Origin of the sequence: Kutzneria kofuensis (assembly GCF_014203355.1) — a bacterium.
Lineage (GTDB): Bacteria > Actinomycetota > Actinomycetes > Mycobacteriales > Pseudonocardiaceae > Kutzneria > Kutzneria kofuensis.
Map to the genome: position 1 here is coordinate 7,535,570 of NZ_JACHIR010000001.1, position 21,698 is coordinate 7,557,267.

The following is a 21,698-nucleotide window of genomic DNA, read 5'->3' on the forward strand; positions in this document are numbered from 1 at the left end:
GCTGACGTGTCCATAGCCCGTGCCGAACGTCTCGTCAACCTCGTGCTGTGCCTGCTGTCCACCCGGCAGTACCTCACGGCCGACCGGATCAGGACGATCGTGCCCGGCTACCCCGAGGACGCCAACCCGGACGCGTTCTACCGCATGTTCGAGCGGGACAAGGCCGAGCTGCGTGACCTGGGCATCCCGCTGGAGACCGGCCGGAACAACCCGTTCGACCCGGCCGAGGGCTACCGCATCGCCCGCCGCGACTACGAGCTCGGCGACATCGACCTGGAGCCGGACGAGGCCGCCGCGGTGGCGCTGGCCGTGCGGCTGTGGGACTCGCCGGAGCTGACCGGCGCGGCGGAGGTGGCCCTGCTCAAGCTGCGTGCCGCGGGCGTGGACGTGGACCAGGCCGCGCCGGCGGCGATCGAGCCCCGCGTGCGCGCCAGCGAGCCGGCGTTCGCGACGCTGCTGCAGGCCGTGCAGACCGGTCGGGTCGTCACGTTCGACTACCGGCGACCGGTGCCGGCCGAGGTGCGGACCCGGACCGTGGAGCCGTGGGGCGTGGTGTCCTGGCGGGGCCGCTGGTACCTGGTCGGGCACGACCGCGACCGGCGGGCGGCGCGCTGCTTCCGGCTGTCCCGGATCGTCGGCGACGCCAAGGCCGTGAGCAAGCCGGGCGTGGTGGAGGCGCCCGCGGGCGTGGACCTGATGAGCTACGTGAAGGGCTTCGAGGACGACCACGGCCAGGGCACGCTGGCCCGGCTGTGGGTGGCCAGGGGGCAGGCGCAGGGGCTGCGCCGGCGGGCGCGCGTCGTCGGCACGGACGTCGTCGACGGGATCGAGGGGGACCTGCTGGAGATCGAGCTGAACCTGCCCGAGTCGGCGGCCGGCTGGATCGCCGGCTTCGGCGCGGACGTCGAGGTGCTGGAGCCGGACGTGCTGCGCAAGGCGGTGTACGAGCGGCTGCTCGGCGCGCTGGCCGCGGCGGACGGGAAGGCGTCGTGAGCTCGGGCGGGACCGACCGGCTGACCCGGCTGCTCGCGCTGGTGCCGTACCTGATCGCGCGGCCGGGCATCCCGGTCGACGAGGCCGCCGCCGACTTCGGCGTGACGGCCCGGCAGCTGCGCAAGGACCTCGAGCTGCTGTGGATGTGCGGGCTGCCGGGCTACGGGCCCGGCGACCTGATCGACCTGTCCTTCGAGGGCGAGACGATCACCGTCACGTTCGACGCCGGCATGAACAAGCCGCTGCGGCTGACCGGCGCCGAGGCGACCGCGCTGCTGGTGGCGCTGCGGGCGCTGGCCGAAACGCCGGGCGTCGCCGACACCGACGCCGTGCGGCGGGCACTGGCCAAGGTGGAGGCGGCCGCCGGCGAGGCGCGGCCGGCCGGCGTCGTGGTCGGGCTGGCCGCCCCGGAGGCGGAGGCGACCGCCGAGGTTCGGGAGGTCGTCCGGGATGCCCTGAGCCGCAAGCGGGCGCTGCGGATCCGGTACTACACGGCGTCCCGCGACGAGGTCACCGAGCGGGTGGTGGACCCGATGCGGGCGCTGCTCGTGGAAGGACGGAACTACCTGGAGGCGTGGTGCCGCTACGCCGACGACGTGCGGCTGTTCCGGCTGGACCGGATCGACGCCATCGAGGTGCTGGACGAGCCCGCCGCGCCGCCGCCGTACGCGGAGCCGACCGACGTCTCCGCCGGCCTGTTCCGGCCCGAGGCCGGGCAGCAGGTGGCCGTGCTGCGGCTGGAGCCGGACGCCCGGTGGATCTCCGAGTACTACGCCGTTGACGAGCAGACCGAGCTGGACGGCGGCCGCTGCCGGGTGGTCATGCGGTACACCGATCCCATGTGGATGGCCAGGTTGGTGATCGGCACCGGCGGTCTGGCCGTGGCCGAGGGGCCGGCGGAACTGGTGGAGCTGATCCGCGAGCGGACGTCGGCGGCGTTGAAGCGTGCCGGCCGCCAACTCGCCGGCTGAACCCCGGCGAGTCCCGCTCTCCGGCACACCGAATGTAAGTTTCGGGCAGATCTGAGCCTCGGGTCTCGGTTCTGCTCGAAACCGCATTTCGGTGTGTCCCAGAGCGGGACTCGCGGGGGTTGGGTGGGCTGTACGGGGGGCGTATGCGGGAACCTTTACTGTGTGCTCGTGTTGTACGTCATCGCCGCGCTGGTGATCGTTCTGGGCCTGGTGCTCCTGGTGCTCACGTTGCTGCGCACCCGGCGCAAGGCCGCCGGTTTCCGGGCGGCCGCGGCGCGGGCGCAGGCCGACATCGCCGACCGGCGGGGGCTGATCCGGGCCCGGGTCGCCGCGCTCGGGGTGGCGCTGGCCCAACGCCGTAGGATCGGGGCAGAGGAACGGGTCGCCGGCGCGGCGGCGGACGCTGAGGGGCGGCATCGGTGACGTCCGAGAAGAAGACCGAACGCAAGACCAAGCGGCGTCGTCGCAGCCGTCGGCTCAATCCCGACGGCACGATGACGTTGATGGAGCACCTGTACGAGCTGCGGTACCGGCTCGGCATGGCGATGCTCGGCATCGCCATGGGCGCGATCGTCGGCTTCGTCTGGTTCGAGACGGCCCCGTGGCCCATTCCGACGCTGGGTAAGTTGCTGATCGATCCGTACGACTCGATTCCGTCCAACCTGAAGCTGCCCGGAACCGAGGGCAAGCTGCTGCAGAACAGCCCGTTCGAGGGCTTCATGGTCCGCTTGCAGGTCGGTATCGCGGCCGGCGCGGTGCTGTTCAGCCCGATGTGGCTGTACCAGCTGTGGGCGTTCATCACGCCGGGCCTCTACTCCAAGGAGAAGAAGTTCGCGCGGATCTTCGTCGCCTGCGCGGTGGTGCTGTTCGTCGGCGGCGCGGTGCTGGCCTACCTGGTCGCGCCCGAGGCCCTGACGGTGCTGTCCAGCATCAGCTCCAGCGAGTTCGTCACGGCGCTGACCGCCGACAAGTACATCTCGTTCATCCTGGCGCTGCTGGTGATCTTCGGTGTCAGCTTCGAGCTGCCGCTGCTGGTGGTGATGCTGAACAAGGTCGGCATCCTGCCGTACGAGAAGCTCAAGCGGTGGCGCCGGGGCATCATCTTCGGCCTGTTCTGCTTCGCCGCGGTGGTCACCCCCGGCCAGGACCCGATCTCGATGTGCGTGCTGGCCGGCGCGCTGACCCTGCTGTTCGAGGTGGCGGTGCAGATCTCCCGCCTGAACGACCGCAAGAAGGACAAGGACAACGAGTGGGCCGGCCTGTCCGACGACGAGGCCTCGCCGCTCAACTACGACCCGCAGCCCGAGCAGGCGACACCGGAGTCCGAGGTTCGGGCGACGGCGTACGACGAAGACGCCACGTGACGGTAGCCCTGCTGGTGTGCCCCGCGGCCGGGCTCGGCGCCGCCGGGCGGGTCGCCGGCACGGTAGCGAGCCGCCTGCGCGAGGCCTGCGGTGACGTCCGGCTACTGGTCGCCTCCGACGCCGAGGGCACGACCCGGCTCGCGCACAAGGCCGTCCGCGACGGCGCCGAGGTGCTGGCGGTGCTGGGCGGCGACGGGGCCGCGCATGCGGGCGTGCAAGCGTGTGCCGGTACCAGAACCGCCCTTGCTGTCATCCCCGCCGGCACGGGCAACGACTTCGCCCGCGCCCTCGACCTGAGCCTGGACGGCGTCGTCGAGGCCCTGCGCACGGGTCGTCGGCGCTCGATCGACCTGGGGCGGGTGCAGCGCGGCGCCTGGTTCGGCACGGTGTTGTGCGCCGGCTTCGACTCGGCCGTCAACGAGCGCGTCAACCGGATGCGGTGGCCGCGCGGCCCGCGTCGGTACGACCTGGCCATCGTGCTGGAGTTGGCGCAGCTGAAGTCCCGGCCCCTGACCGTGCGCACACCCGCCGGCGAGGCGGAGCTGGAGGCGACGCTGATCGCCATCGGCAACACCCCGTTCTACGGCGGCGGCGTGCCCATCTGCCCCGACGCCGACCCCGGCGACGGCCTGCTCGACGTCACCATCGCCGGCCGGGCCAGCCGGTCCGAGCTGATGCGGATCCTGCCGAAGCTGCGCACCGGGCGGCACGTGGACCACCCGGCGGTGACCACGCTGCGGGCCAGCTCGGTCGCCATCGCCGGCAACGACTGGGTCGGGTACGCGGACGGTGAGCGGCAGCGCGAGCTGCCGCTCACCGTCGAATGCGTGCCGAGGGCGCTGACGGTGGTGGCTTAGCTCAGCACTTCGGCGCCGGGCGCTTCCACTTGTCGCCGTCGGTGGAGTCGCCGTCCTTGAGCGTGCCGGCGGACTTCATGAACGCCACCGCGGCGTCCTTCAGCATCTGCTGGAGCTTCGCCGGCGGGTCGGCCGGCACCGCCACGCCGTTCTTCGCGAACCAGCCGTTGGGCCCGAAGTCGCCGTACGCCTGCCCGTCCTGGTAGACGTGGATCTCGAAGTCGGGGTAGCGCGCGGTGTCCAGGCGGGCCGCGAACTTGTCGTACAGGTTGACCGGCGTGCGGCCGCTGCCGCCCTTCTCCGACCAGCCGCAGGCGTGGTCCGGCCGGAACGACTCCAGCCGCTTGCCCTCGGCGGCGACGTCCACCGTGGCCGCCACGAAGGCGTGCACCTTGACCTTGGCGGCGAGCCACCAGGAGACGTAGAGGGCGTCGCCGGCCTTGGCCTCCGCGTCCTGGCGGGCCTTGTCGTTGGCCTGCTGGAAGCCGGCGTGCATGTCCTTGTCGACACAGCCCATGGTGGCGGCGCCACTGGAGGGCACCTTGTCGGTCGTGGTGCATGAGCCGGCGGGCACGTCGTTGATCGTCACGTCGGCGGTCATCGTCGCCGGCACCTCGGCCGGCGGGGTCGAGCCCGGCATGGTCGTCACCGTGAAGTGCACGGTGACCTGGCAGCCGGCCTGCTCGCACTGGTCGAAGTCGTTCGTCATGTCGACGCCGGTGTGGTTGAGCACCACGGTGGTGTCGATGGCGTTGCCCAGCTGGCCGACGTCGGTCTCCAGCTCGTCGTAGGTCTTGTCGTAGCCGTCGGCGGTCATCGGCTTGAAGTCGGCCGTGCCCAGGCCGGTGTAGGCCGCCCGAGCGCCGTTCAGCTGGAGCTTGCGCCCGGGATCGGCGAACGCCGAGGCCCCCTTCTTGGTGTTCTTGTCGATCCACCGAACGACCCGGTAGGGCTGCTGCTTGGCCACGTACAGCGTGCCGTCCGGGGTGTCGCCCCTGAGCACGGGCACGCCGTTGATCGTGGTGCCGTCGTCGCTGGGCGTGGGCAGCTTCTCCGTCCGGGCCACCTCGTCACGCAGCTTGTCGGCGATCGCCTTCGGCGTCACCTCCTGCTTCATCAACGACGTCAGGTCGCCGACATCGCCGGTGACCCAGCGGTCCTTGAGCTCGGCGGCGTCGATGCCGGTCGAGGCGCCGTACGGGAGCAGCGAGCCGTCGAGCCGGACGAACATCTTGCCGTTCACGATGATGAACGGGAACTTGACGTGGTCGACGACGTCGCCGGTGAGCCAGCCGACGGCGTCGCCCTGGCTGGTGACGCGGCCGTCGAACTCGGTGCCGTCCGGCAGGGTCGACGTGTAGTCCACCACCGGCTGGGCCGCCAGGCCGACGACCGCCTGCTCGAACGGGCTGCGGTCGGGCGGCCACACCAGCCACGTCGTGACGCCCGCGACCAGCAGCACGACCACCGCCGCCGCGGTGAGGATCATCCGCTTGCTGCGGCGCTTGCGTGGCGCCACCGGAACCAGGTCCGTGCGCAGCGGCGCGTGCCAGCCCGGCGGCAGGCCGGCGTCCACCAGCAGCGGCGGATGCCACGGCTCCGGCTGCGGCCACGTCTGTTGCGGCAGCGCACCGACGGGCGGAACCTGGCCGCCCGGCTGCCACGGCGCCTGCGGCAGGTTCGCCACCGGCACCGGCTCGCCGGCCTGCATGGCGACGGTCTGCTGGTTTTCCGGCTGCCAGTGGCTCCGTGGCAGGTCGGCCACGGGCGCGGCCGGGTGCCAATCGGCCGGCGGCGCGTAACTCGCCTGCGGCGCTCCGGTCGCCTGCCACGGGTTCGCCGGCTCAGTGGCCGGCTGCGGCACGTCGGTCGCGGGCTGCCATACAGTCGCCGGCAGGTCCGCGACGGGCGTGGTCGGCTGCGATTGGTCCACAACGGGCGTGGTCTGCGGCAGCTGATCGGCCGGCGCGTCGTATCTCGGCGGCTCGGCGATCGGGTCCTCCGGCGTCTTCTGCGCGCGCGAAGGCTCGATGGACTGCTCGTCCATGATCATTCCCCCCTACGGTTTCGGGCGGAATGATGTCAGGCCAAGGTCACGGGTCAATAGCGTTTATCCAGCGCTTCGGTCAGCTCCTGATAACTGAGCGTGCTGGCCAGGCCCGCGAAGCCGGCGCCGCCGAGCACGGAGCCCAGCGCGTCTCGGGCGGAGCCCCAGGCCAGCCGGGCCAGCGCCGAGCCGGTGGAGACGCGGCGAACTCCCATGGCGGCCAACGACTCCGGCGACGGCAGCGTGGGTGAGGCGAGCACGTTGAGGGCGACGCCCGGCAGCGCGGCGACGATCTCGGGAATGAGCTCCTCCGGCAGGCCAGGGGCGAACACGCAATCCGCGCCGGCCTCGACGTACTGCCGCATCCTGGCCACGCCTTCGTCGAATCCGCCGCCGCCGAACCACCACACGTCGGTGCGAGCATTGATCACCAGCTCACGGTCGAGCGACCGCACCTGGGCGATGCGGTCGGCGGCCTCGGCGGGGCCGCGCAGCCGCGCCTCCGGGTACCGCGTGTCCTCGATGTTGACGCCGGCGACGCCGACATCCAGGGCCGCCCGGACGGTGGCGCGCACATCGCCGTAGCCGCCTTCGAGGTCGGCCGACACGGGCACGGCGGAGGCGCCGACGATCGCCGCCACGGCCTTGATCATCGTGGCCATCGGCATCCGCTCGCCGTCCGGCAGCCCGAGAGCGGCGGCCACGCCGGCGCTGGTGGTGCCGAGCGCCGGCACGCCCGGCACCGCCGACAGCAACCGCGCGGACGCCGGGTCCCAGGCGTTGGGCAGCACGAAGAAACCGCTCTGGTGCAGCTCCCGGAAGCTCGTCATGCCGGAAGCCTAGGCACGGGACGGTTCGGTGCGCGCCGAACCGTCACCCGAACGAGGAAATCCGCAACACCCAGTCGTCCTCGCCGCCGTGGTTGCGGCCGGGCGGCGTGAACTGCACCTCGCCGCGGCCCACGGGCGGGTTGGCGAGCCGGTAGCTGCCGTCCGTCGGGTCGTACCAGAACGCGATCGCGCCGGGCTGCATCTTCGACATGTCAACGGTGATCGTGCGGGACGTCGGCATGTAGACCACGGCCAGCCGACCGTCCGCGGTGCGCGCGGCGGTGGCGTAGTCGTTGTCGTTGACCGAACCCCAGGGGTTGAAAGTGCCGTAGCCCGCGGTCAGCAGCGAGTGGTCCTGGTCCGGCACGAGGTCGTACCAGCGGCTGCTGCGGAACAGGTCGGTCATCAGCCGGAATTCCCGCGTGCCCGTGGTGTCCACGTGGTCCTGCCAGCCCGGCTTGAACTGCCACGTCCAGCCGCTGCCGTAGAGCTGGCCGGTGGCGCCGCTGGTCATCGTCCAGTATTCCTGGCGCCGCAACGTCTTCGGCCCGGTGTACTCGTGCTCGTCCTCGTAGTTGGCCTCGGTCATGTACACCGGCAGCGGGTTCTCGCGGTTGTACTCCTTGAGCACCTGCGCGTACGTCGGGTAGTAGGTGTACGCCGCGTCCAGCTGGATGTACGGCCGCCAGGTGGGATCGTCGAGCGAGCCGCTGGTCATGTAGTTCAACTCGACGGTCTGCAGGTGGCGCGGGTCGGTGGCCTTGACGCCGCGCGCGACCGCCTGCACCAGCGCGGTGTCGTCGGGGTCCTGCCACGTCTGCAGGTCGCAGCCGTTGAACCAGACGATGTTGGGATACTTGGCGAATCGCGCGCCGAGGAACTTCCCGAACGCGTAGGACTTGTCGATCCCGTTGTCCCGCAACAGCTGCAGGTGCCCGCACGTCTCGACCGGGGTGAGCCAGATGGTCAGCCCCTCGTCCCGCGCGGCGGCGACCATGCGCTCGACCCGGTCCCAGTAGGCCGGGTTCGGCGTGGCCATGTCACCCGCCGTCGTGAACGGGGTGATGCCGTCGAAGGTGGCGTCGTCGGGGTGACCGCCCTGGTCCGGCGGCACCAGCGAGTTGATCCACAGCGTGTTGAAGCCGGCCGCGCGCCTGTCCGCGAAGAAGTCCTCGGCCTGCACCTCGGACATCGTCACGAACAGGCCCTGCGGCGAGTCGCCGGAGATCAGGTACGGCCGGCCGTTCTGGTCCAGCAGGTACCGACCGTTCGCGCTGGCCGACGTGGGCCACGCGTCATGGCCGGACGTGTCCGGCGCCTGTACCGACGGCGTGGCGAGCATCGACGAGACGAGAACCGTTGCTGTTACCAGGATCGGGATCCGCACGATTTCGGATCGTACGGTCCGCGATCCGGGTCCGCAGTGGTTATGGCAGAAGATCTATGCGGTGCTGTGCGACCAAATAATTCCCGCGGGCGAAGGCTTTGGCCATCGGCACGTTGGTGACGTCGGTGCCGGCGACGATCTTCTCCGCGCCCTCGGCGACCAGCATGTGGGTGGTTTCCGCCAACAGGTCGAAGGCGTAGCCGTGGCCGCGCTGCTCGGGCACGACCGCGATGTAGCCGACGGCATGGGCGCTGTAGTGGTAGCAGGGCGCGGCCAGCCCGACGAGTTCACCGTCCGGTGTGTACGCCAGCCGCCACCACTCGCGGGGGCTCGGCATCCAGCGCAGGTAGTCCAGTTCCTCCTGGGCGGAGGCGTCGAGACCCTGCTCGGCGATGATGTGCCGGACGTGCGCGTCGAGGCTGGTCGCGTTGACGCGGCGGAAAACGTCGAAGATGACGTTGTCGTCCGGTTCCGGTCGGAATTCCAACCGTGTGCTGCGCTCCGGCAGGCCGCGGTCGGGGGTCCAGCGGTAGGTGTAGCGCTCGACCAGATACTTCAGGCCGGCGGCGGTCGCCGCGTCGATACGGGCCGTGGCGGCGGCGTGCACCGCCGGATCGTCGCGCCAGTTCGGTGGCAACGGGATCGAGTACTCGGTGCGGAAGGGCGCGGTGCGCAGCAGGTGCACGGCCGCGTCGGCGTCGGTGAAGTCGAACCAGTCCAACGCCTTCGGCTCGGTGTCGGCGGGTCCCGCCCACCAGACGGCGCGGGCCACCACGACGCTGTCGCGCAGCGCGACCCACGTCCACTCGGGGCGGTAGTTGCCGGTGGCGTAGGTGGTGCCGAACGCGCCGTAGCCGACCAGATTGGGGTCGGGCAGCGAGTCGAACAGCGCCTCTTCGCCGGCGCGCAGCGGCCGGACGATCAGATCAGACATGTGTGTGGAACTCCGGGAGTGTCGGTGTGTGCTCCCGAATCACGCCCTTGGGGTCCGGTGGGAGCACGTGAACAGTCGAGTGACCATCGCTCCCACCTCCTTGTCGTGTCCGAAAGGGCGCGCCGACGATGGTAACCACGCCGGCGCGCCCCCGCGAACGGTTTTTCAGCCCGTGGTGATGAACTTGTCCGGGCTGGTCACGACCGGGGACTCGACGTACAGGCCGCGGTACTCGTCCTGGATGCCGCTGTTGTGCACCTGCAGCGCCAGCGGGCCGTCACGGCCCGCGGTCTTGTCGGTGAAGTCGAGGACCTCGGTGGCCTTGCAGGTGGTGGCCGTGCCCTTGAGCGGGCAGCACGCCATCCGCGCGACGCCGGTCGTCTTGTTGCCGATCAGCTCGCACTGGCTCCAGTTGTGGATGTCCATCTTGTCGTGCGGCAGCTGCTTGAACAGCTTGCCGCCGCCGTTGTTGTGGCCGGGCCGGTAGTCCCAGTGGCCGCCGTTGGGCGGCTGGAACTGGATGGCGCTCAGGGCGTCCTTGAGCGGGCTGGTGGTGCCCCAGATCAGCACCGTCGGGGCGTGGTTGCCCTTCACCTGGCGGACGGTGAAGATCCACCGGAAGGTGCCGACCTGCGCCTTGTTGTAGTACAGCCAGCCGCGCGACGTGCCGTTGCCGTGGATGACGCCGTCCTTGGCCGACCACTGGCCCGCTGCCTGGGACGTCCAGCCGTCCAGTGTCTTGCCGTCGAACATGGAGACGAGGTTCGGGTCGTTGTAGGGGTTGTCGGCTTTGGCCGCCTGGGACGCCGGGGCGGTGACGACCGCGATGAGCAGGGAGATCGCGATGGTGACTATCCATAGTGGACGACGAACCATGATCCCTCCGGGCCTGAATCGGATGTAAACCTTTTCATGCGCGGCGGGACCAGGTTACGAGCGGGTGAAGGCAGGCGTCAACCCCGGCGAGTCCCGCTCTGGGACACACCGAATGCAGGTTTCGGGCAGAACTGAGCCCCGAGGCTCAGTTCTGCTCCGTTCCGCATTTCGGTGTGACGCCGGGCGGGACTCGCGGGGGTTCAGGCGGCGGTTAGTTCGAAGACCATGGCCTGGCCGGGGCCGAGCAGGGGGGCCTGCACGCCGACCTGGCCCAGGACCGCGCCGGTCAGGGTGACGCCCTCGGCGATCCACGGGGTCTGCTGGACGAACCGACCCTCCGCCGGGGCCAGCTCGTCGATCGCCGTCACGGTGTAGCGGCGGTCCGCGTCCAGCCCGGGGAAGCGGAGCCGGGCTGGCACGGCGTCGGGGGAGGTTTCCAGCCTGGCGTAACAGAAAACGGCGTTGCCGTCGCCGACGACGCCGTGCAGGAGGGAACCCTGATCGGTGTGATCGGCCCGGACGGTCACACCGCCGTGCAGCAGGCCCCGCAGCCGCTTGTACACGGAGATCCATGCCGTCAGCTGGGCCAGTTCGGAATCGGACAAGCCGGTGAGGTCCCACTCCAGGCCGGCGTGGTCGAACAGCGCCGTGGCGCAGCGGAAGGGCAGCTCCGCGAAGCGGCCGGTGGTGTGGGCCTCGGGCGGACCGACGTGGCTGCCGATGAGCTCCGGCGGGACCAGCAACCCCATCCAGCGCTGGATCCGTTGCCGCTCAACGGCGTCGTTGGTGTCGGAGGCCCACACGCGGTCGGTGTGCTCCAGGACGCCGAGGTCGACGCGGGCGCCGCCGGAGGAGCAGGACTCGATCTCCAACCCGGGGTGCCGCGACCGCAGCTCGTCCAACAGCCGGTAGACGGCGAGGGTTTGGCCGTGCACGCCGGGAACGGCCTCCATCAGATCCCGGTTGTGGTCCCACTTGATGTAGTCGATGCGGTACTCGGAGACGAGGGAATCCAGCCGCTCCAACAGATAGTCGTAAACGGCGGGCAGCGCGAGGTTCAGCACCTGCTGCCGCCGCCACGGCCGGGCCGGGCGGTCGGGGGCGACCAGCAGCCAGTCGGGGTGGGCGCGGGCCAGATCGGAGTCGGGGTTGACCATCTCCGGCTCGAACCACAGCCCGAACTGCATTCCCTTGCCCCGCACGTAGTCCACCAGCGGGCCGAGGCCGTCGGGCCACACCTGGGTGTCCACGTACCAGTCGCCGAGGCCGGCGGAGTCGTCGCGGCGGCCGAGGAACCAGCCGTCGTCGAGCACGAACCGCTCGACGCCGATCTCGGCGGCGCGGTCGGCCAACGCCTTGAGCCGGTCCAGGTCGTGGTTGAAGTAGACGGCTTCCCACGTGTTCAACACGACCGGCCGCGGCGTCGACGGATGCGAGTCCCGGGCCCGCATCCAGGCGTGCAGGCGCGAGCTCAACCCGTCCAACCCCTGGTCGGACCAGACGAAAAACGCCCACGGCGTCGCGTAGGACTCGCCCGGCGCGAGCCGGATCTCACCCGGCGAGAGGAGTTCCGCCGCACCGAGCACGCTGACGCCCTCGGCGAGCCGCTCCGCGAAGTGGTCGTGGTTGCCGCTCCACGCGAGGTGCACGCCCCATACCTCGCCGTGCCGGAAGCCGAAGCCGTCGGTGCCGGCGACGAGCAGCCCGGTGGCGTCGTGGCCGGTGCGGCCGCGCCGGCTCTCCCGTGCCCGCAGGCCGTGCAGGAACGGGCTGCGCTGCGGCGACCGCTCCCGGCACCAGCGGCCGGTCAGGTCCAGCAACTCGGTCGCGTGTGTCGGCACGGGCAGCATCAGCCGCAGGGCGTCCACGGTCCACGTGTCGGCGCCGGTGTTCACGACCTCGTGCCGGACCCGCAGCACGCCCTGCGGGTCGAGGTGCAGCTCGACGTGGAACTCCACGCCGGCAACGGGATCCGCGGCGGTGAAGCTCACCGAATTCCCGTCCACGGCGACCGGCGCGAGCAGCTCGGGGCGCACGTGCTGCCACGAGCCGTCGCGGTGGCCGGCCGTGCCGGGCCGGCCGAGCCAGCCCTCCTGTTCGGACGGCAGCAGGGTGAGCCGGATCGGTGTGTCGACCGAACTCGGCGCCACACCCGGCACCGCGGCAAGCACGAAAGCATCGTCGACCGGGCCGAGGTCGGCGCCCCAGTGCAGCACGCGGGGCAGGCCCGGTCCGGTCTCGACGACCAGGCCCACCCCGTTCGCCGCCAGGCTGATCAGCTCACTCATGAGCGGCAACCTAGGCGACACCCGAGAACGTTTTCAACTATCGGACGGCCACCAGCACGCGATCGTCACCGGACTGCCACACGGTGCCGATCTCCCGGAAACCGGCCTGCTGGAGCAACTCCACGTGGACTTCCAGCCCGGGGCCGATGCCGTGGTCGTGCGCCGGCAGCGCCCGTTCCCGCCGCTGCGCGAGCAGGTCGGCAAACGTTTCCTCGGCCTCGACCGCCGTCCACCACTGCTCCCAGCTCTCGTTGGTGATCACGCCCTGGCGCGCCTCGCGCTGGTGCCGCACCAGCCGCTGCAGCTCGTGCAGCCGGGGCTGCGCCTCGGCGAAGTGGTCGCCGTCGACGAAGACGCCACCGGGCTCGATCAGCTCGGCGAGGTCCCGGTAGAGCTGGCCGAGCGCCGCCTCGGACAGCCAGTGCAGCGCCGTTGTGGACACCGCCGCCTGGACCTTGCCGGCCAGCCCCAGGGCGTCCGTCCAACCGGGATCGCCGAGCCGCGCCTCGACGAATCGCACGGCCGACGGAGCGGTGGCGCGGGCGAAGGCCAGCAGCAGCGGGTCGGTGTCGATTCCCACCAGGTGGGCGGCGGGCAGGCGCTCGGCCAGCCGGGCGGCCAGCGAGCCGGGCCCGCAGCCGAGGTCGAGCACGGTGGGCGACGAATGCTGGCGGAGCGTGTCCGTCGCGACGTCCCCGATAACTGTGAACCGCAGCTCACGATCGGCGATGTAGCGCTCCTGCTGCGCGTCCCAGCGGCGCAGCCAGGCGGCCGCGACGGCCGGATCGACGACATCGGTGCTGGTCATGGGCCCTCCCCTGTTTCGGTCCTTACTGCAAGCTACTTGCAACAAGTCGAGATCTCAAGGGGTGGACGGCCGATCGACGGATGCCGAGGCCGGATAGGGTCTGCGACCATCCGTGCACGGACCGATATCGAGGTGGGGGATCACCATGACCTGGCGACGACCGTCCCTGTTGGTGGCCGGTGTGTTACTGGCCGGCACCGCGACCGCCTGCGGCGGCGGCAGCCAGAACACCGCCACGGCGTTCGACCCGAACAACTGCCAGGGCGGCACGCTGGAGATCCTCAACCAGAACGACGCCGGCTCGCACCTGGACCCGGCCCGGCTCTACACCTCCGGCGGCGGCAACATTCCGTCGCTGCTGTTCCGCACGCTGACGACGCGAGCCCGCAAGGCCGGCGCCGACGGCGCGAAGGTCGCCCCCGACCTGGCCACGGACACCGGGGAGCCGAACGCCGACGCGACCGTGTGGACCTACCACCTCCGTGACGGCCTGAAGTTCGAGGACGGCACGCCGATCACCGCCGCGGACGTCAAGTACGGCATCGAGCGCGGCTTCGCCGCCGAACTGCCCGGCGGCGCCCCGTACCTGCACGACTGGCTGGTCAACGCGCAGAACTACCCAGGTCCGTACAAGGACCCGAACGGCATCGCGGCGATCGAGACGCCGGACGCCAAGACCATCGTCTTCCACCTGAACTCGCCGCACGGCGACTTCCCGTACCTGGCCACGGCCACGCAGTTCGCGCCGGTGCCCAAGGCCAAGGACACCGGGGCGGACTACGAGAAGCACCCGGTCTCCAGCGGCCCGTACAAGATCGAGTCGTACGACAAGGGCAAGAGCGTCGTGCTGGTCCGCAACACCAACTGGTCGCGGGAGGTTGACCCGAACCGGCTGGCCTGCCCGGACCGCATCGAGGGCACGTACGGCCTGGACCCGGCGGTGATCAACCAGCGGCTGTCCACCGGCACCGGCAAGGACGCCGACGCGGTCACCACCGACACCGACCTCGGCCCGTCCGAGCTGGCCCAGCTGGACGGCAACCCCGACCTGGCCAAGCGGGTGGCCAAGGGCGGCTTCCCGTACACGTTCTACCTCGCGTTCGACAACACCAAGGCGCCGTTCGACAACATCAAGGTGCGCCAGGCGTTCAACTACGCCATCGACCGCACCTCGGTGGTGAACGCGGCCGGCGGCAGCTCGCTGGCCTACCCGGCGACGACCTTCCTGCCCAACAACAAGAACATGGGCTACCAGGCGTTCGACTTCTTCCCGGCGGGCGCGAGCGGCGACCCGGCCAAGGCCAAGCAGCTGCTGGCCGAGGCCGGCTTCCCCAACGGCATCACGGTGACGCTGGCGCACCGGTCGGACGACGCCGAGCAGGACGGGCCGAAGGTGGCCACCGCCGTGCAGGACGCGTACAAGAAGGCCGGGATCACGGTCAAGCTGCAGAGCATCGACAGCGACAGCTACGGGACCACTGTGGACAATCCGGCCACGCAGCCGCAGATGGCGGTGCAGGGCTGGGGCGCGGACTGGCCGTCCGGCGGGCCGTTCATCATCCCGATCTTCGACGGCCGCCAGTACCTGGCCGGCGGCGGCAACTTCAACACCTCGCACTTCAACGACCCGAAGGTCAACGCCGAGATCGACGAGATCAACAAGATCACCGACCCGGCCCAGGCCGCGCAGCGGTGGGGCCAGCTCGACGCCGAGATCAGCAAGCAGGCGCCGAACGTGCTGCTGTTCCACACCACCCAGCTGCGCCTGTTCGGCAAGAACGTGCGCAACGCCTTCGTCAGCGACTGGACCGGCGTCTACGACCTGTCCCAGGTGTCCGTGAAGTGACCGCTCCGTCCGAGGCCAGACCCGGATTCCGGGTTTTCGCCGGCCGGTTCCGCACCGACCGCGCCGCCGTGTTCGGCGCGGTCGTGGCGGGCCTGCTGGTGCTGCTGGCGATTCTCGCCCCCGTGCTGACGGCGATCGAGGGGCAGGACATCGCCACGTTCCACAACGACCTGGTGGACTCGGCCCGCGGCGGCGTGCCGATCGGGCCGCTGGGCGGGATCAGCGGCCAGCACTGGCTCGGTGTGGAGCCGCAGACCGGCCGCGACCTGTTCGCCCGCGTTGCCCAGGGCGCGCAGATCTCGTTGCTGGTGGCCGTTTCCGCGACGGTGGTGCAGGTCTTCCTCGGCGTGGTCGTCGGTCTGGCCGCGGGCCTGGGCGGAAAGCTGTTGGACACGGTGTTGTCCCGGATGGCCGACATCACGATCGCGTTCCCGGTCATCATCTTCTCGCTGGCGCTGCTGACCATCGTGCCGGACAGCTTCCCACGGCCGCTGCTGCTGGCGCTGGTCATCGGCGTGCTCGGCTGGGGCGGCACCGCCCGTATCAGCCGGGGGCAGACGTTGTCCTTGCGCACCAGGGACTTCGTCGCCGCGGCCCGGCTGTCCGGCGCCGGCGGGTTCCGCATCGCGCGCCGGGAGATCCTGCCCGGGCTGGCCGCGCCGGTGATCACCTACGCGGCCTTGCTGTTGCCGACCAATGTGATCACCGAGGCGGCGCTGTCGTTCCTCGGCGTCGGTGTGCGGCCGCCGACCTCGTCGTGGGGCCAGATGCTGTCCACCGCGACCACGTGGTTCCGCAGCGATGTGATGTACGTGCTCATCCCCGCGTTCATGGTGTTCCTCACCGTGCTGTCGTTCACGTTGATGGGTGAGGGGGTCCGGGTGGCGCTCGACCCGCGCACCACCCGGCTGACCAGGAAGGCGGGCTGAGGTGCTCGGCTACGCGGTGCGCCGGCTGGGCGGCGTGGCGGCGGTGCTGCTGATCATGTCGGCGGTGGTGTACCTGCTGTTCTACCTGATGCCGGCCAATCCGGCCCAGCTGGTGTGCGGGGTCAAGGCCTGCACGCCGGACCGGCTGGCGCTGATCTCGCACAGCCTCGGCCTGGACGAGCCGCTCTACCTGCAGTACTGGCATTTCCTGTCCGGGCTGGTCGTCGGCCGGGACTTCAGCATGGGACCGTCCATTGTGCACTGCGCGGCGCCGTGCCTCGGTTATTCCTTCCAGTACACCGAACCCGTGCTGCAGATGATCCTCGACCGGCTGCCGGTGTCCGGTTCGCTCGTGGTGGGCGCGGCGATCCTGTGGCTGACCTTCGGCATCGGCATCGGCGTGCTGTCCGCGCTGCGCCGGGGCCGGTGGGTCGACCACGCCGTGAACACGATCGTGCTCGGCGGGCTGGCGGTGCCGGTGTTCATCACCGCTCTGCTGTCGCTGATGGTCGTCTGTGTCTACCTGCAGTGGCTGCCGTTCCCGACCTTCGTGCCGTTCGACGAGGATCCGCTGCTGTGGGCGCAGAACCTGATCCTGCCGTGGATCGTGCTGGCGTTGACCACGATGCCGGTCTACGTCCGGATGTCCCGCGCCGGCATGCTGGAGGTGTTGGCCGAGGACCACATCCGCACCGCCCGCGCGTACGGGCTGCCGGAGCGGCAGGTGATCGGCCGGCACGCGCTGCGCGGCGCGCTCAGCCCGCTGATCACGTTGGCGGCGCTGGACATCGCCGCCATCCTGACCTCTTCGGTGCTCACCGAGTCGGTGTTCGGCCTGCCCGGCATCGGCCAGCTGACCGTGCAGGCGGTGCGCAACGTCGACCTGCCGGTGGTGGTCGGGTTGGTGCTGCTCATCGGGTTCGTCATCGTGGTGTGCAACGCGGTCGCCGACCTGCTCTACGCGGCGGTCGACAAGAGGGTGAGCGTGTCGTGAGTGAATCCGTTGTGTCGGTGCGGGATCTCGTCATCGACTTCCACACCGAGGGCGACACCGTTCGCGCCGTCGACGGGCTGTCCTTCGATCTGAAGGCGGGTCGGGCGCTCGGCATCGTGGGGGAGTCCGGCTCCGGCAAGAGCGCGACCGCGCTGTCCCTGCTGGGTTTGCACCGTGGTGGCAACGCGGACGTCACCGGTTCGATCGACGTGCTCGGCACGGACGTGCTCAAGGCGTCGAACGAACAGGTGCGGCGGCTGCGCGGCAGCCGGATCGCCATGGTGTTCCAGGACCCACTGTCCGCTTTGGACCCGTTCTTCAGCGTCGGCGACCAGATCGTCGAGGTGTACCGGGCCCACAACAAGGTCGACCGGCGCGCCGCCCGCGCGCGGGCGGTCGAGGTGCTGGACCGCGTCGGCATTCCCGACGCCGCGAGGCGGGTGAAGGCCTACCCGCACGAGTTCTCCGGCGGCATGCGGCAACGGGCGCTGATCGCGATGGCTTTGGCGCTGTCGCCTCAGGTCCTGGTGGCCGACGAGCCGACCACGGCGCTGGACGTGACTGTGCAGGCGCAGATCCTGGACCTGATCCACGACCTGCGCGAGGAGACCGGGATGGCGCTGATCCTGGTCACCCACGACCTCGCGGTGGCCGCCGGCAACGTCGACGACGTGCTGGTCATGCAGCACGGCAAGGCCGTCGAGCACGGCCCGGCGGCGGAGGTCCTCGGGGCGCCTTCGGCGGCGTACACCCGCGAACTGGTCGCCGCGATCCCGCGGTTGGAGCAGCCGCGGGAGTCCAAGGTCGTCGGCGGCGAGCCGCTGGTGCAGGTCAAGGACGTGCACCAGGTCTTCACCGTCGGCTCGTTGCTCAACCGCGCCAAGGTGCACGCCGTCGAGGGCGTGACGCTGGACGTGCTGCGCGGCGAGGCGCTCGGTGTGGTGGGGGAGAGCGGCAGCGGCAAGACCACGCTGGCCCGGATGATCGTCCGGCTGCTGCGGCCGACCTCGGGGCAGATCCTCTTCGACGGTCGGGACATCGCCTCGGACAAGGAGATCCGGGCGGTCCGGCGGGACCTGCAGATGGTGTTCCAGGACCCGGTGTCCTCGCTCAACCCGCGGCGCACCGTCGGCGAGAGCATCGCCGACCCGCTGCGCGTGCAGGGCGAGGACGCGTCCCGCAAGCGGGTCCGCGAGCTGCTCGAACTCGTCGGCCTCGACCCCGACCGGATCGACCGCTACCCACACGAGTTCTCCGGCGGGCAGCGGCAGCGCATCGGCATCGCGCGGGCCCTGGGGTTGCGGCCCAAGCTGCTGGTCTGCGACGAGCCCGTGTCCGCGCTCGACGTGTCGACCCAGTCGCAGATCATCCGGCTGCTAGCCTCCCTGCGGACCGAGTTCGACCTGACGCTGATCTTCGTGGCGCACGACCTCGCGGTGGTGCGGCAGGTCAGCGACCGGGTCGCGGTGATGAGCAAGGGAGCCGTGGTGGAGCTCGGCGAGACCGATTCGCTGTACGACAATCCCACGCACCCGTACACCAAGGCACTGCTGGCGGCGGTGCCGGTGCTCGACCCCGAGCTGGCCCGGCAGCGCCGGCTGGAACGCGGGCAGCTCGCCCTGTGAGGGTCGGCCCGGTGAAGCTGCCCGTCCGCTGGCCCGTGGTGATCGTGGTCGGCGTCGTGCTGGCCACGGTCGGCCTCGTCGGCGGGTACTGGGACCGTGTCGACCACTCGGCCGCGAACGCCCGACACGCGGCGGCTGTCGCCGAACTGCGGGCCGACGACGTCGAGGTGCGCGTCCACGGCGTGAACGAGCTGGAGCAGGTGACCAAGCAGTCGCCCGGCGACCAGCCCGTGATCACGACCGAGTTGTCCGCGTTCATCCGGTCCGCGGCGGGAGCCCGGAACTGCCGGGACCACCAGGTCGGCCGGGACGTGCAGGCCGCGCTGAGCGTGCTGACCCGGCGCCGCCCCACCTCCGACCAGGACGCGGTCATCGACCTGCACGGGACGTGCCTGCGCAAGGCGGAGATGGCCGCCATCAACCTGGTGCACGCCAATCTCGCCGGGGCCGACCTGGGCGGCGCCAACCTGCGCTGGGCCGTGCTGGACGGCGCCGACCTGAGCGGCGCGAACCTCGGCGGGGCCGACCTCAGCTACGCGCATGCAGTGGACGCCAACCTCACGCGCGTTAACCTCGACGGCGCGAACGTGGTGGGAATCAACACGAACTACTCCCGCTGACGCGTGCCTCAGCTGCACCGCGCGCAGGCTCACTTCGTCGGGAGCAGCACCGCCGATGGGTGGGCGGCGTCGTGGAAGACCTCCACGGTGGTGCGATGCGGCGTCGTGGCGGTCGGCAGGGGCTCGTCGCCGCCGAGATTGCGGGCGTACCGGGGGAAGGCGCCGGCGGCGACCAGAACCCGGATCCGGTGCCCGCGGCGGAACACGTGCGCGGTGGGCGACAGCTGCACGGACACCTTGGTGATGCCGTCGGGCCGGACCTTCACCAGGTCGTCGCAGATGTTCACGGACCGGCCCCGCCGATCCACGTCGCACACCCGCACGAACAGGTCGCAGCTGGGCCGGTCGGCCCGCAGCCACACCTCGGCGGCGACCTCGCCGATCACCTCCAGGTCGGCCTCCAACACGTCCGAGGTGAACGTCAGGACGTCGGAACGCCGCTCCAACGGCCGGTTGTCCACCGCCCCGGCGCCGCGCGCCTCCAGCTTCGCGCCGCCGAGCGAGGGCGTCGGGTCGGACGGGTCGTACGTGAAGGCGGTCGGCGGCATGAAACCGCCGGGCACCGGCCCCAGGGCGTTGCCCTCACGAAGATGCCAGCGCTGCTGCGTGTACCCCGCGGGCGGCCACTGGTCGAACTCCCGCCACTGCTTCACGCCCATCACGAACAGCCGCACCGGGGCCCGGTAGGCGGGCTTGGCGCCCCGGGCCAGCGGCCCGGCCCAGCGGACGGTCTCCCAGATCGACGCGGCCATGCCGCGGAGGTCGGAATGCGCCCATGGGCCGATCGTCAGCCGCGGCGGCCGGCCGGCGGCCACCAGCGCCTGGTAGTCGCGCAGTTGGTCGGCCAGGAAGATGTCGTACCAGCCGGCGATGGAGCTCACCGGCACCTTCACCTCGCCGACGGTGTCGCTGAAGTCCTCGTCCTTCCAGTACGGGTCGTCCTGGTCGTGGTGCAGGCAGTCCTGGTAGAACGGCCACTCCCGGCCCAGCGCGACCCGGTCGCCGTCGGCCAGCGGCAGCGTGCGCATCGCCGCCTCGACCTTCTTGCGGCGGAAGGACGCCCGGAGCCCGGCGAACCGCTGTTCCTGGGTCGCGGTCAGCACCGACCAGTTCATCAGGGTTTCCAGCTCGATCCGGCCCGGCCGCAGGAACGTCATGGCCAGCCGCGACGACGTGACGTGCGGAACCATCGCCTTCACCTGCACGGGTGCGTCCGCGGCGACGACCCACTGGGTGTAGCCGAGGTAGCTGGGACCGGTCAGCACCACCGAGCCGTCGAACCACGGCTGCTCGGCCAGCCAGCGCAGCACCGCGTGGCCGTCGGCGCGCTCCTGCCGCATCGCGCGGAACTCGCCGCCGCCGGAGCCGAAGGTGCCCCGGGTGCTGACGACCACGACGTGGAAGCCGCGCTCGGCCAGCAGCCGGCCGAACATCCAGCCCAGCGGCCCGCCCCGGCCGTAGGGGGAGCGGATCAGGGCGGTCGGGTGCTTCTGCTCACCCTCGGGAGACCAATGGTTCGCGAGCAGCGTCACACCGTCGTCCGCGGGGATCGGCAGGTCCCGCTCCACCGCCACCTTGCGCACCGTCGCCGGCGGCAACTTCAGCAACCGTTGCGCGACCCAACCAGTCACCGTCATCGCCCCAGCCTGCCATGGCTACTCTCCGTGTGCGTTCGGTACCGCGACCACGGTCGGCATTCGGGTGATTACTGCCCGTTTCGCTAGGCCGAGCGGGTTGTTCTGGATGAACCGGGATTAAACGGGCGCGCGTGGAGGCACCTTTGTGGTGCATTCTTGCTGGTACCGGCCCAGCGAGGGCAGGAGGTACCCCTGATGCCAGACAGCTCCGCGGCCCTTCCGCTCCGCAACTACAACCGGCTCACGTTCGGTGAGCTGGCCGACCAAATCCAGTGCCTCACCGCGCACGAACTCCACCAGTTACTGGCCTACGAATGGGTGCAGCGGCAGCGCGCCGAGGTGATGGCGCTGCTGCGGGCCCGACTCACGGAACTGGGCACCGGCGTCGCCCCCTCGGGCACGCCCGGCGTCTTCATTCCACGGCAGGCCAGCAGCCCGGAGAACCTGCCGGTGATGCCGCGGATCGACGCCGCCGTCGAGGGAACAGAACACGAGCGTCCGACGTTGTGAGGACTGGTCGGCGGCGAGCGAGCCGCGGTGACCGCGTCGATGACTCCCCTCACATCCGCGGATAGCGGCAGTCCCGAATGCCGCCCGCAGGCGCCCCGCCGACCCAGTCGCCGTTCCGGGACAACTACCCCCGTGCGTCCCGGAACGGCGCCCCGAAGGGGCATCCAGCCCCGGCCTGTTTC

Annotated in this window: 19 protein-coding genes; 11 read left to right on the forward strand and 8 right to left on the reverse strand. The window is 70.7% G+C overall.

The genetic code is table 11. The features are described 5' to 3' along the window. Nucleotides 1-6 precede the first annotated feature (6 nt). From BJ998_RS34430 to BJ998_RS34450, 5 genes are all read left to right on the forward strand, one after another. On the forward strand, nt 7-993 hold the full coding sequence (locus tag BJ998_RS34430) for a helix-turn-helix transcriptional regulator (protein ID WP_184867478.1): 987 nt from the start codon (nt 7-9) through the stop codon (nt 991-993). Further along, nucleotides 990-1,964, forward strand: a complete 975-nt coding sequence (locus BJ998_RS34435) for a helix-turn-helix transcriptional regulator (protein WP_184867479.1) — start codon at nt 990-992, stop codon at nt 1,962-1,964. The genes BJ998_RS34430 and BJ998_RS34435 overlap by 4 nt, the downstream gene beginning before the upstream one ends. Before the next feature lie 168 nt (nt 1,965-2,132). Beyond that, nucleotides 2,133-2,387 (forward strand): bacteriophage holin, encoded by a 255-nt coding sequence (locus BJ998_RS34440; protein ID WP_184867480.1) that lies wholly within the window; start codon nt 2,133-2,135, stop codon nt 2,385-2,387. Further along, complete coding sequence (gene tatC, locus BJ998_RS34445; protein WP_312890462.1) at nt 2,384-3,328, forward strand: twin-arginine translocase subunit TatC; 945 nt, start codon at nt 2,384-2,386, stop codon at nt 3,326-3,328. Before BJ998_RS34440 ends, tatC begins: the two co-directional genes overlap by 4 nt. After that, on the forward strand, nt 3,325-4,185 hold the full coding sequence (locus tag BJ998_RS34450) for a diacylglycerol/lipid kinase family protein (protein ID WP_184867481.1): 861 nt from the start codon (nt 3,325-3,327) through the stop codon (nt 4,183-4,185). Before tatC ends, BJ998_RS34450 begins: the two co-directional genes overlap by 4 nt. 1 nt (nt 4,186) lies before the next feature. On the opposite strand, the gene BJ998_RS34455 is transcribed toward BJ998_RS34450, so the two are convergent. From BJ998_RS34455 to BJ998_RS34485, 7 genes are all read right to left on the reverse strand, one after another. Then, a complete protein-coding gene (locus tag BJ998_RS34455) occupies nt 4,187-6,232 on the reverse strand; it encodes a hypothetical protein (RefSeq protein WP_184867482.1) in 2,046 nt (681 codons plus the stop codon). Nucleotides 6,233-6,285: 53 nt separating this feature from the next. Next, the gene (locus BJ998_RS34460) at nt 6,286-7,062 is read right to left on the reverse strand and encodes an isocitrate lyase/PEP mutase family protein (RefSeq protein ID WP_184867483.1); all 777 of its coding nucleotides are present in this window, start codon (nt 7,060-7,062) and stop codon (nt 6,286-6,288) included. A 43-nt stretch (nt 7,063-7,105) separates the two neighbouring features. Beyond that, the gene (locus BJ998_RS34465) at nt 7,106-8,449 is read right to left on the reverse strand and encodes an apiosidase-like domain-containing protein (protein ID WP_184867484.1); all 1,344 of its coding nucleotides are present in this window, start codon (nt 8,447-8,449) and stop codon (nt 7,106-7,108) included. 40 nt (nt 8,450-8,489) lie between these two features. After that, nucleotides 8,490-9,383 carry a GNAT family N-acetyltransferase gene (locus BJ998_RS34470; protein WP_184867485.1) on the reverse strand — a complete coding sequence of 298 codons (894 nt, stop codon included), beginning with the start codon at nt 9,381-9,383 and terminating at the stop codon, nt 8,490-8,492. A gap of 165 nt (nt 9,384-9,548) precedes the next feature. After that, nucleotides 9,549-10,259: a 3-keto-alpha-glucoside-1,2-lyase-like domain-containing protein gene (locus BJ998_RS34475; RefSeq protein WP_184867486.1), complete on the reverse strand. Its 711-nt coding sequence runs from the start codon at nt 10,257-10,259 to the stop codon at nt 9,549-9,551. A gap of 200 nt (nt 10,260-10,459) precedes the next feature. Next, nucleotides 10,460-12,547 (reverse strand): alpha-galactosidase, encoded by a 2,088-nt coding sequence (locus BJ998_RS34480; protein WP_184867487.1) that lies wholly within the window; start codon nt 12,545-12,547, stop codon nt 10,460-10,462. 37 nt (nt 12,548-12,584) lie between these two features. Then, nucleotides 12,585-13,355 carry a class I SAM-dependent methyltransferase gene (locus BJ998_RS34485; RefSeq protein WP_184867488.1) on the reverse strand — a complete coding sequence of 257 codons (771 nt, stop codon included), beginning with the start codon at nt 13,353-13,355 and terminating at the stop codon, nt 12,585-12,587. 145 nt (nt 13,356-13,500) lie between these two features. Here BJ998_RS34485 and BJ998_RS34490 point away from each other — a divergent pair, with 145 nt between their 5' ends. Genes BJ998_RS34490 through BJ998_RS47855 form a run of 5 tightly spaced genes read left to right on the forward strand, consistent with a single transcriptional unit; the run spans nt 13,501 to nt 19,369 of the window. Further along, complete coding sequence (locus tag BJ998_RS34490; protein WP_184867489.1) at nt 13,501-15,201, forward strand: ABC transporter substrate-binding protein; 1,701 nt, start codon at nt 13,501-13,503, stop codon at nt 15,199-15,201. Continuing rightward, nucleotides 15,198-16,130 carry an ABC transporter permease gene (locus BJ998_RS34495; RefSeq protein WP_184867490.1) on the forward strand — a complete coding sequence of 311 codons (933 nt, stop codon included), beginning with the start codon at nt 15,198-15,200 and terminating at the stop codon, nt 16,128-16,130. Before BJ998_RS34490 ends, BJ998_RS34495 begins: the two co-directional genes overlap by 4 nt. A gap of 1 nt (nt 16,131) precedes the next feature. Next, the gene (locus tag BJ998_RS34500; protein WP_184867491.1) at nt 16,132-17,124 is read left to right on the forward strand and encodes an ABC transporter permease; all 993 of its coding nucleotides are present in this window, start codon (nt 16,132-16,134) and stop codon (nt 17,122-17,124) included. Further along, a complete protein-coding gene (locus tag BJ998_RS49300; protein WP_184867492.1) occupies nt 17,121-18,749 on the forward strand; it encodes a dipeptide ABC transporter ATP-binding protein in 1,629 nt (542 codons plus the stop codon). The genes BJ998_RS34500 and BJ998_RS49300 overlap by 4 nt, the downstream gene beginning before the upstream one ends. An 11-nt stretch (nt 18,750-18,760) precedes the next feature. After that, the gene (locus tag BJ998_RS47855; protein ID WP_184867493.1) at nt 18,761-19,369 is read left to right on the forward strand and encodes a pentapeptide repeat-containing protein; all 609 of its coding nucleotides are present in this window, start codon (nt 18,761-18,763) and stop codon (nt 19,367-19,369) included. 29 nt (nt 19,370-19,398) lie between these two features. Here BJ998_RS47855 and BJ998_RS34515 read toward each other — a convergent pair whose 3' ends face one another. Then, nucleotides 19,399-21,006 carry a CocE/NonD family hydrolase gene (locus BJ998_RS34515; protein WP_184867494.1) on the reverse strand — a complete coding sequence of 536 codons (1,608 nt, stop codon included), beginning with the start codon at nt 21,004-21,006 and terminating at the stop codon, nt 19,399-19,401. A gap of 195 nt (nt 21,007-21,201) precedes the next feature. Between BJ998_RS34515 and BJ998_RS34520 the strand changes: the two genes are divergently transcribed. Beyond that, the gene (locus tag BJ998_RS34520; protein WP_184867495.1) at nt 21,202-21,516 is read left to right on the forward strand and encodes a DUF8129 domain-containing protein; all 315 of its coding nucleotides are present in this window, start codon (nt 21,202-21,204) and stop codon (nt 21,514-21,516) included. Nucleotides 21,517-21,698 lie beyond the last annotated feature (182 nt).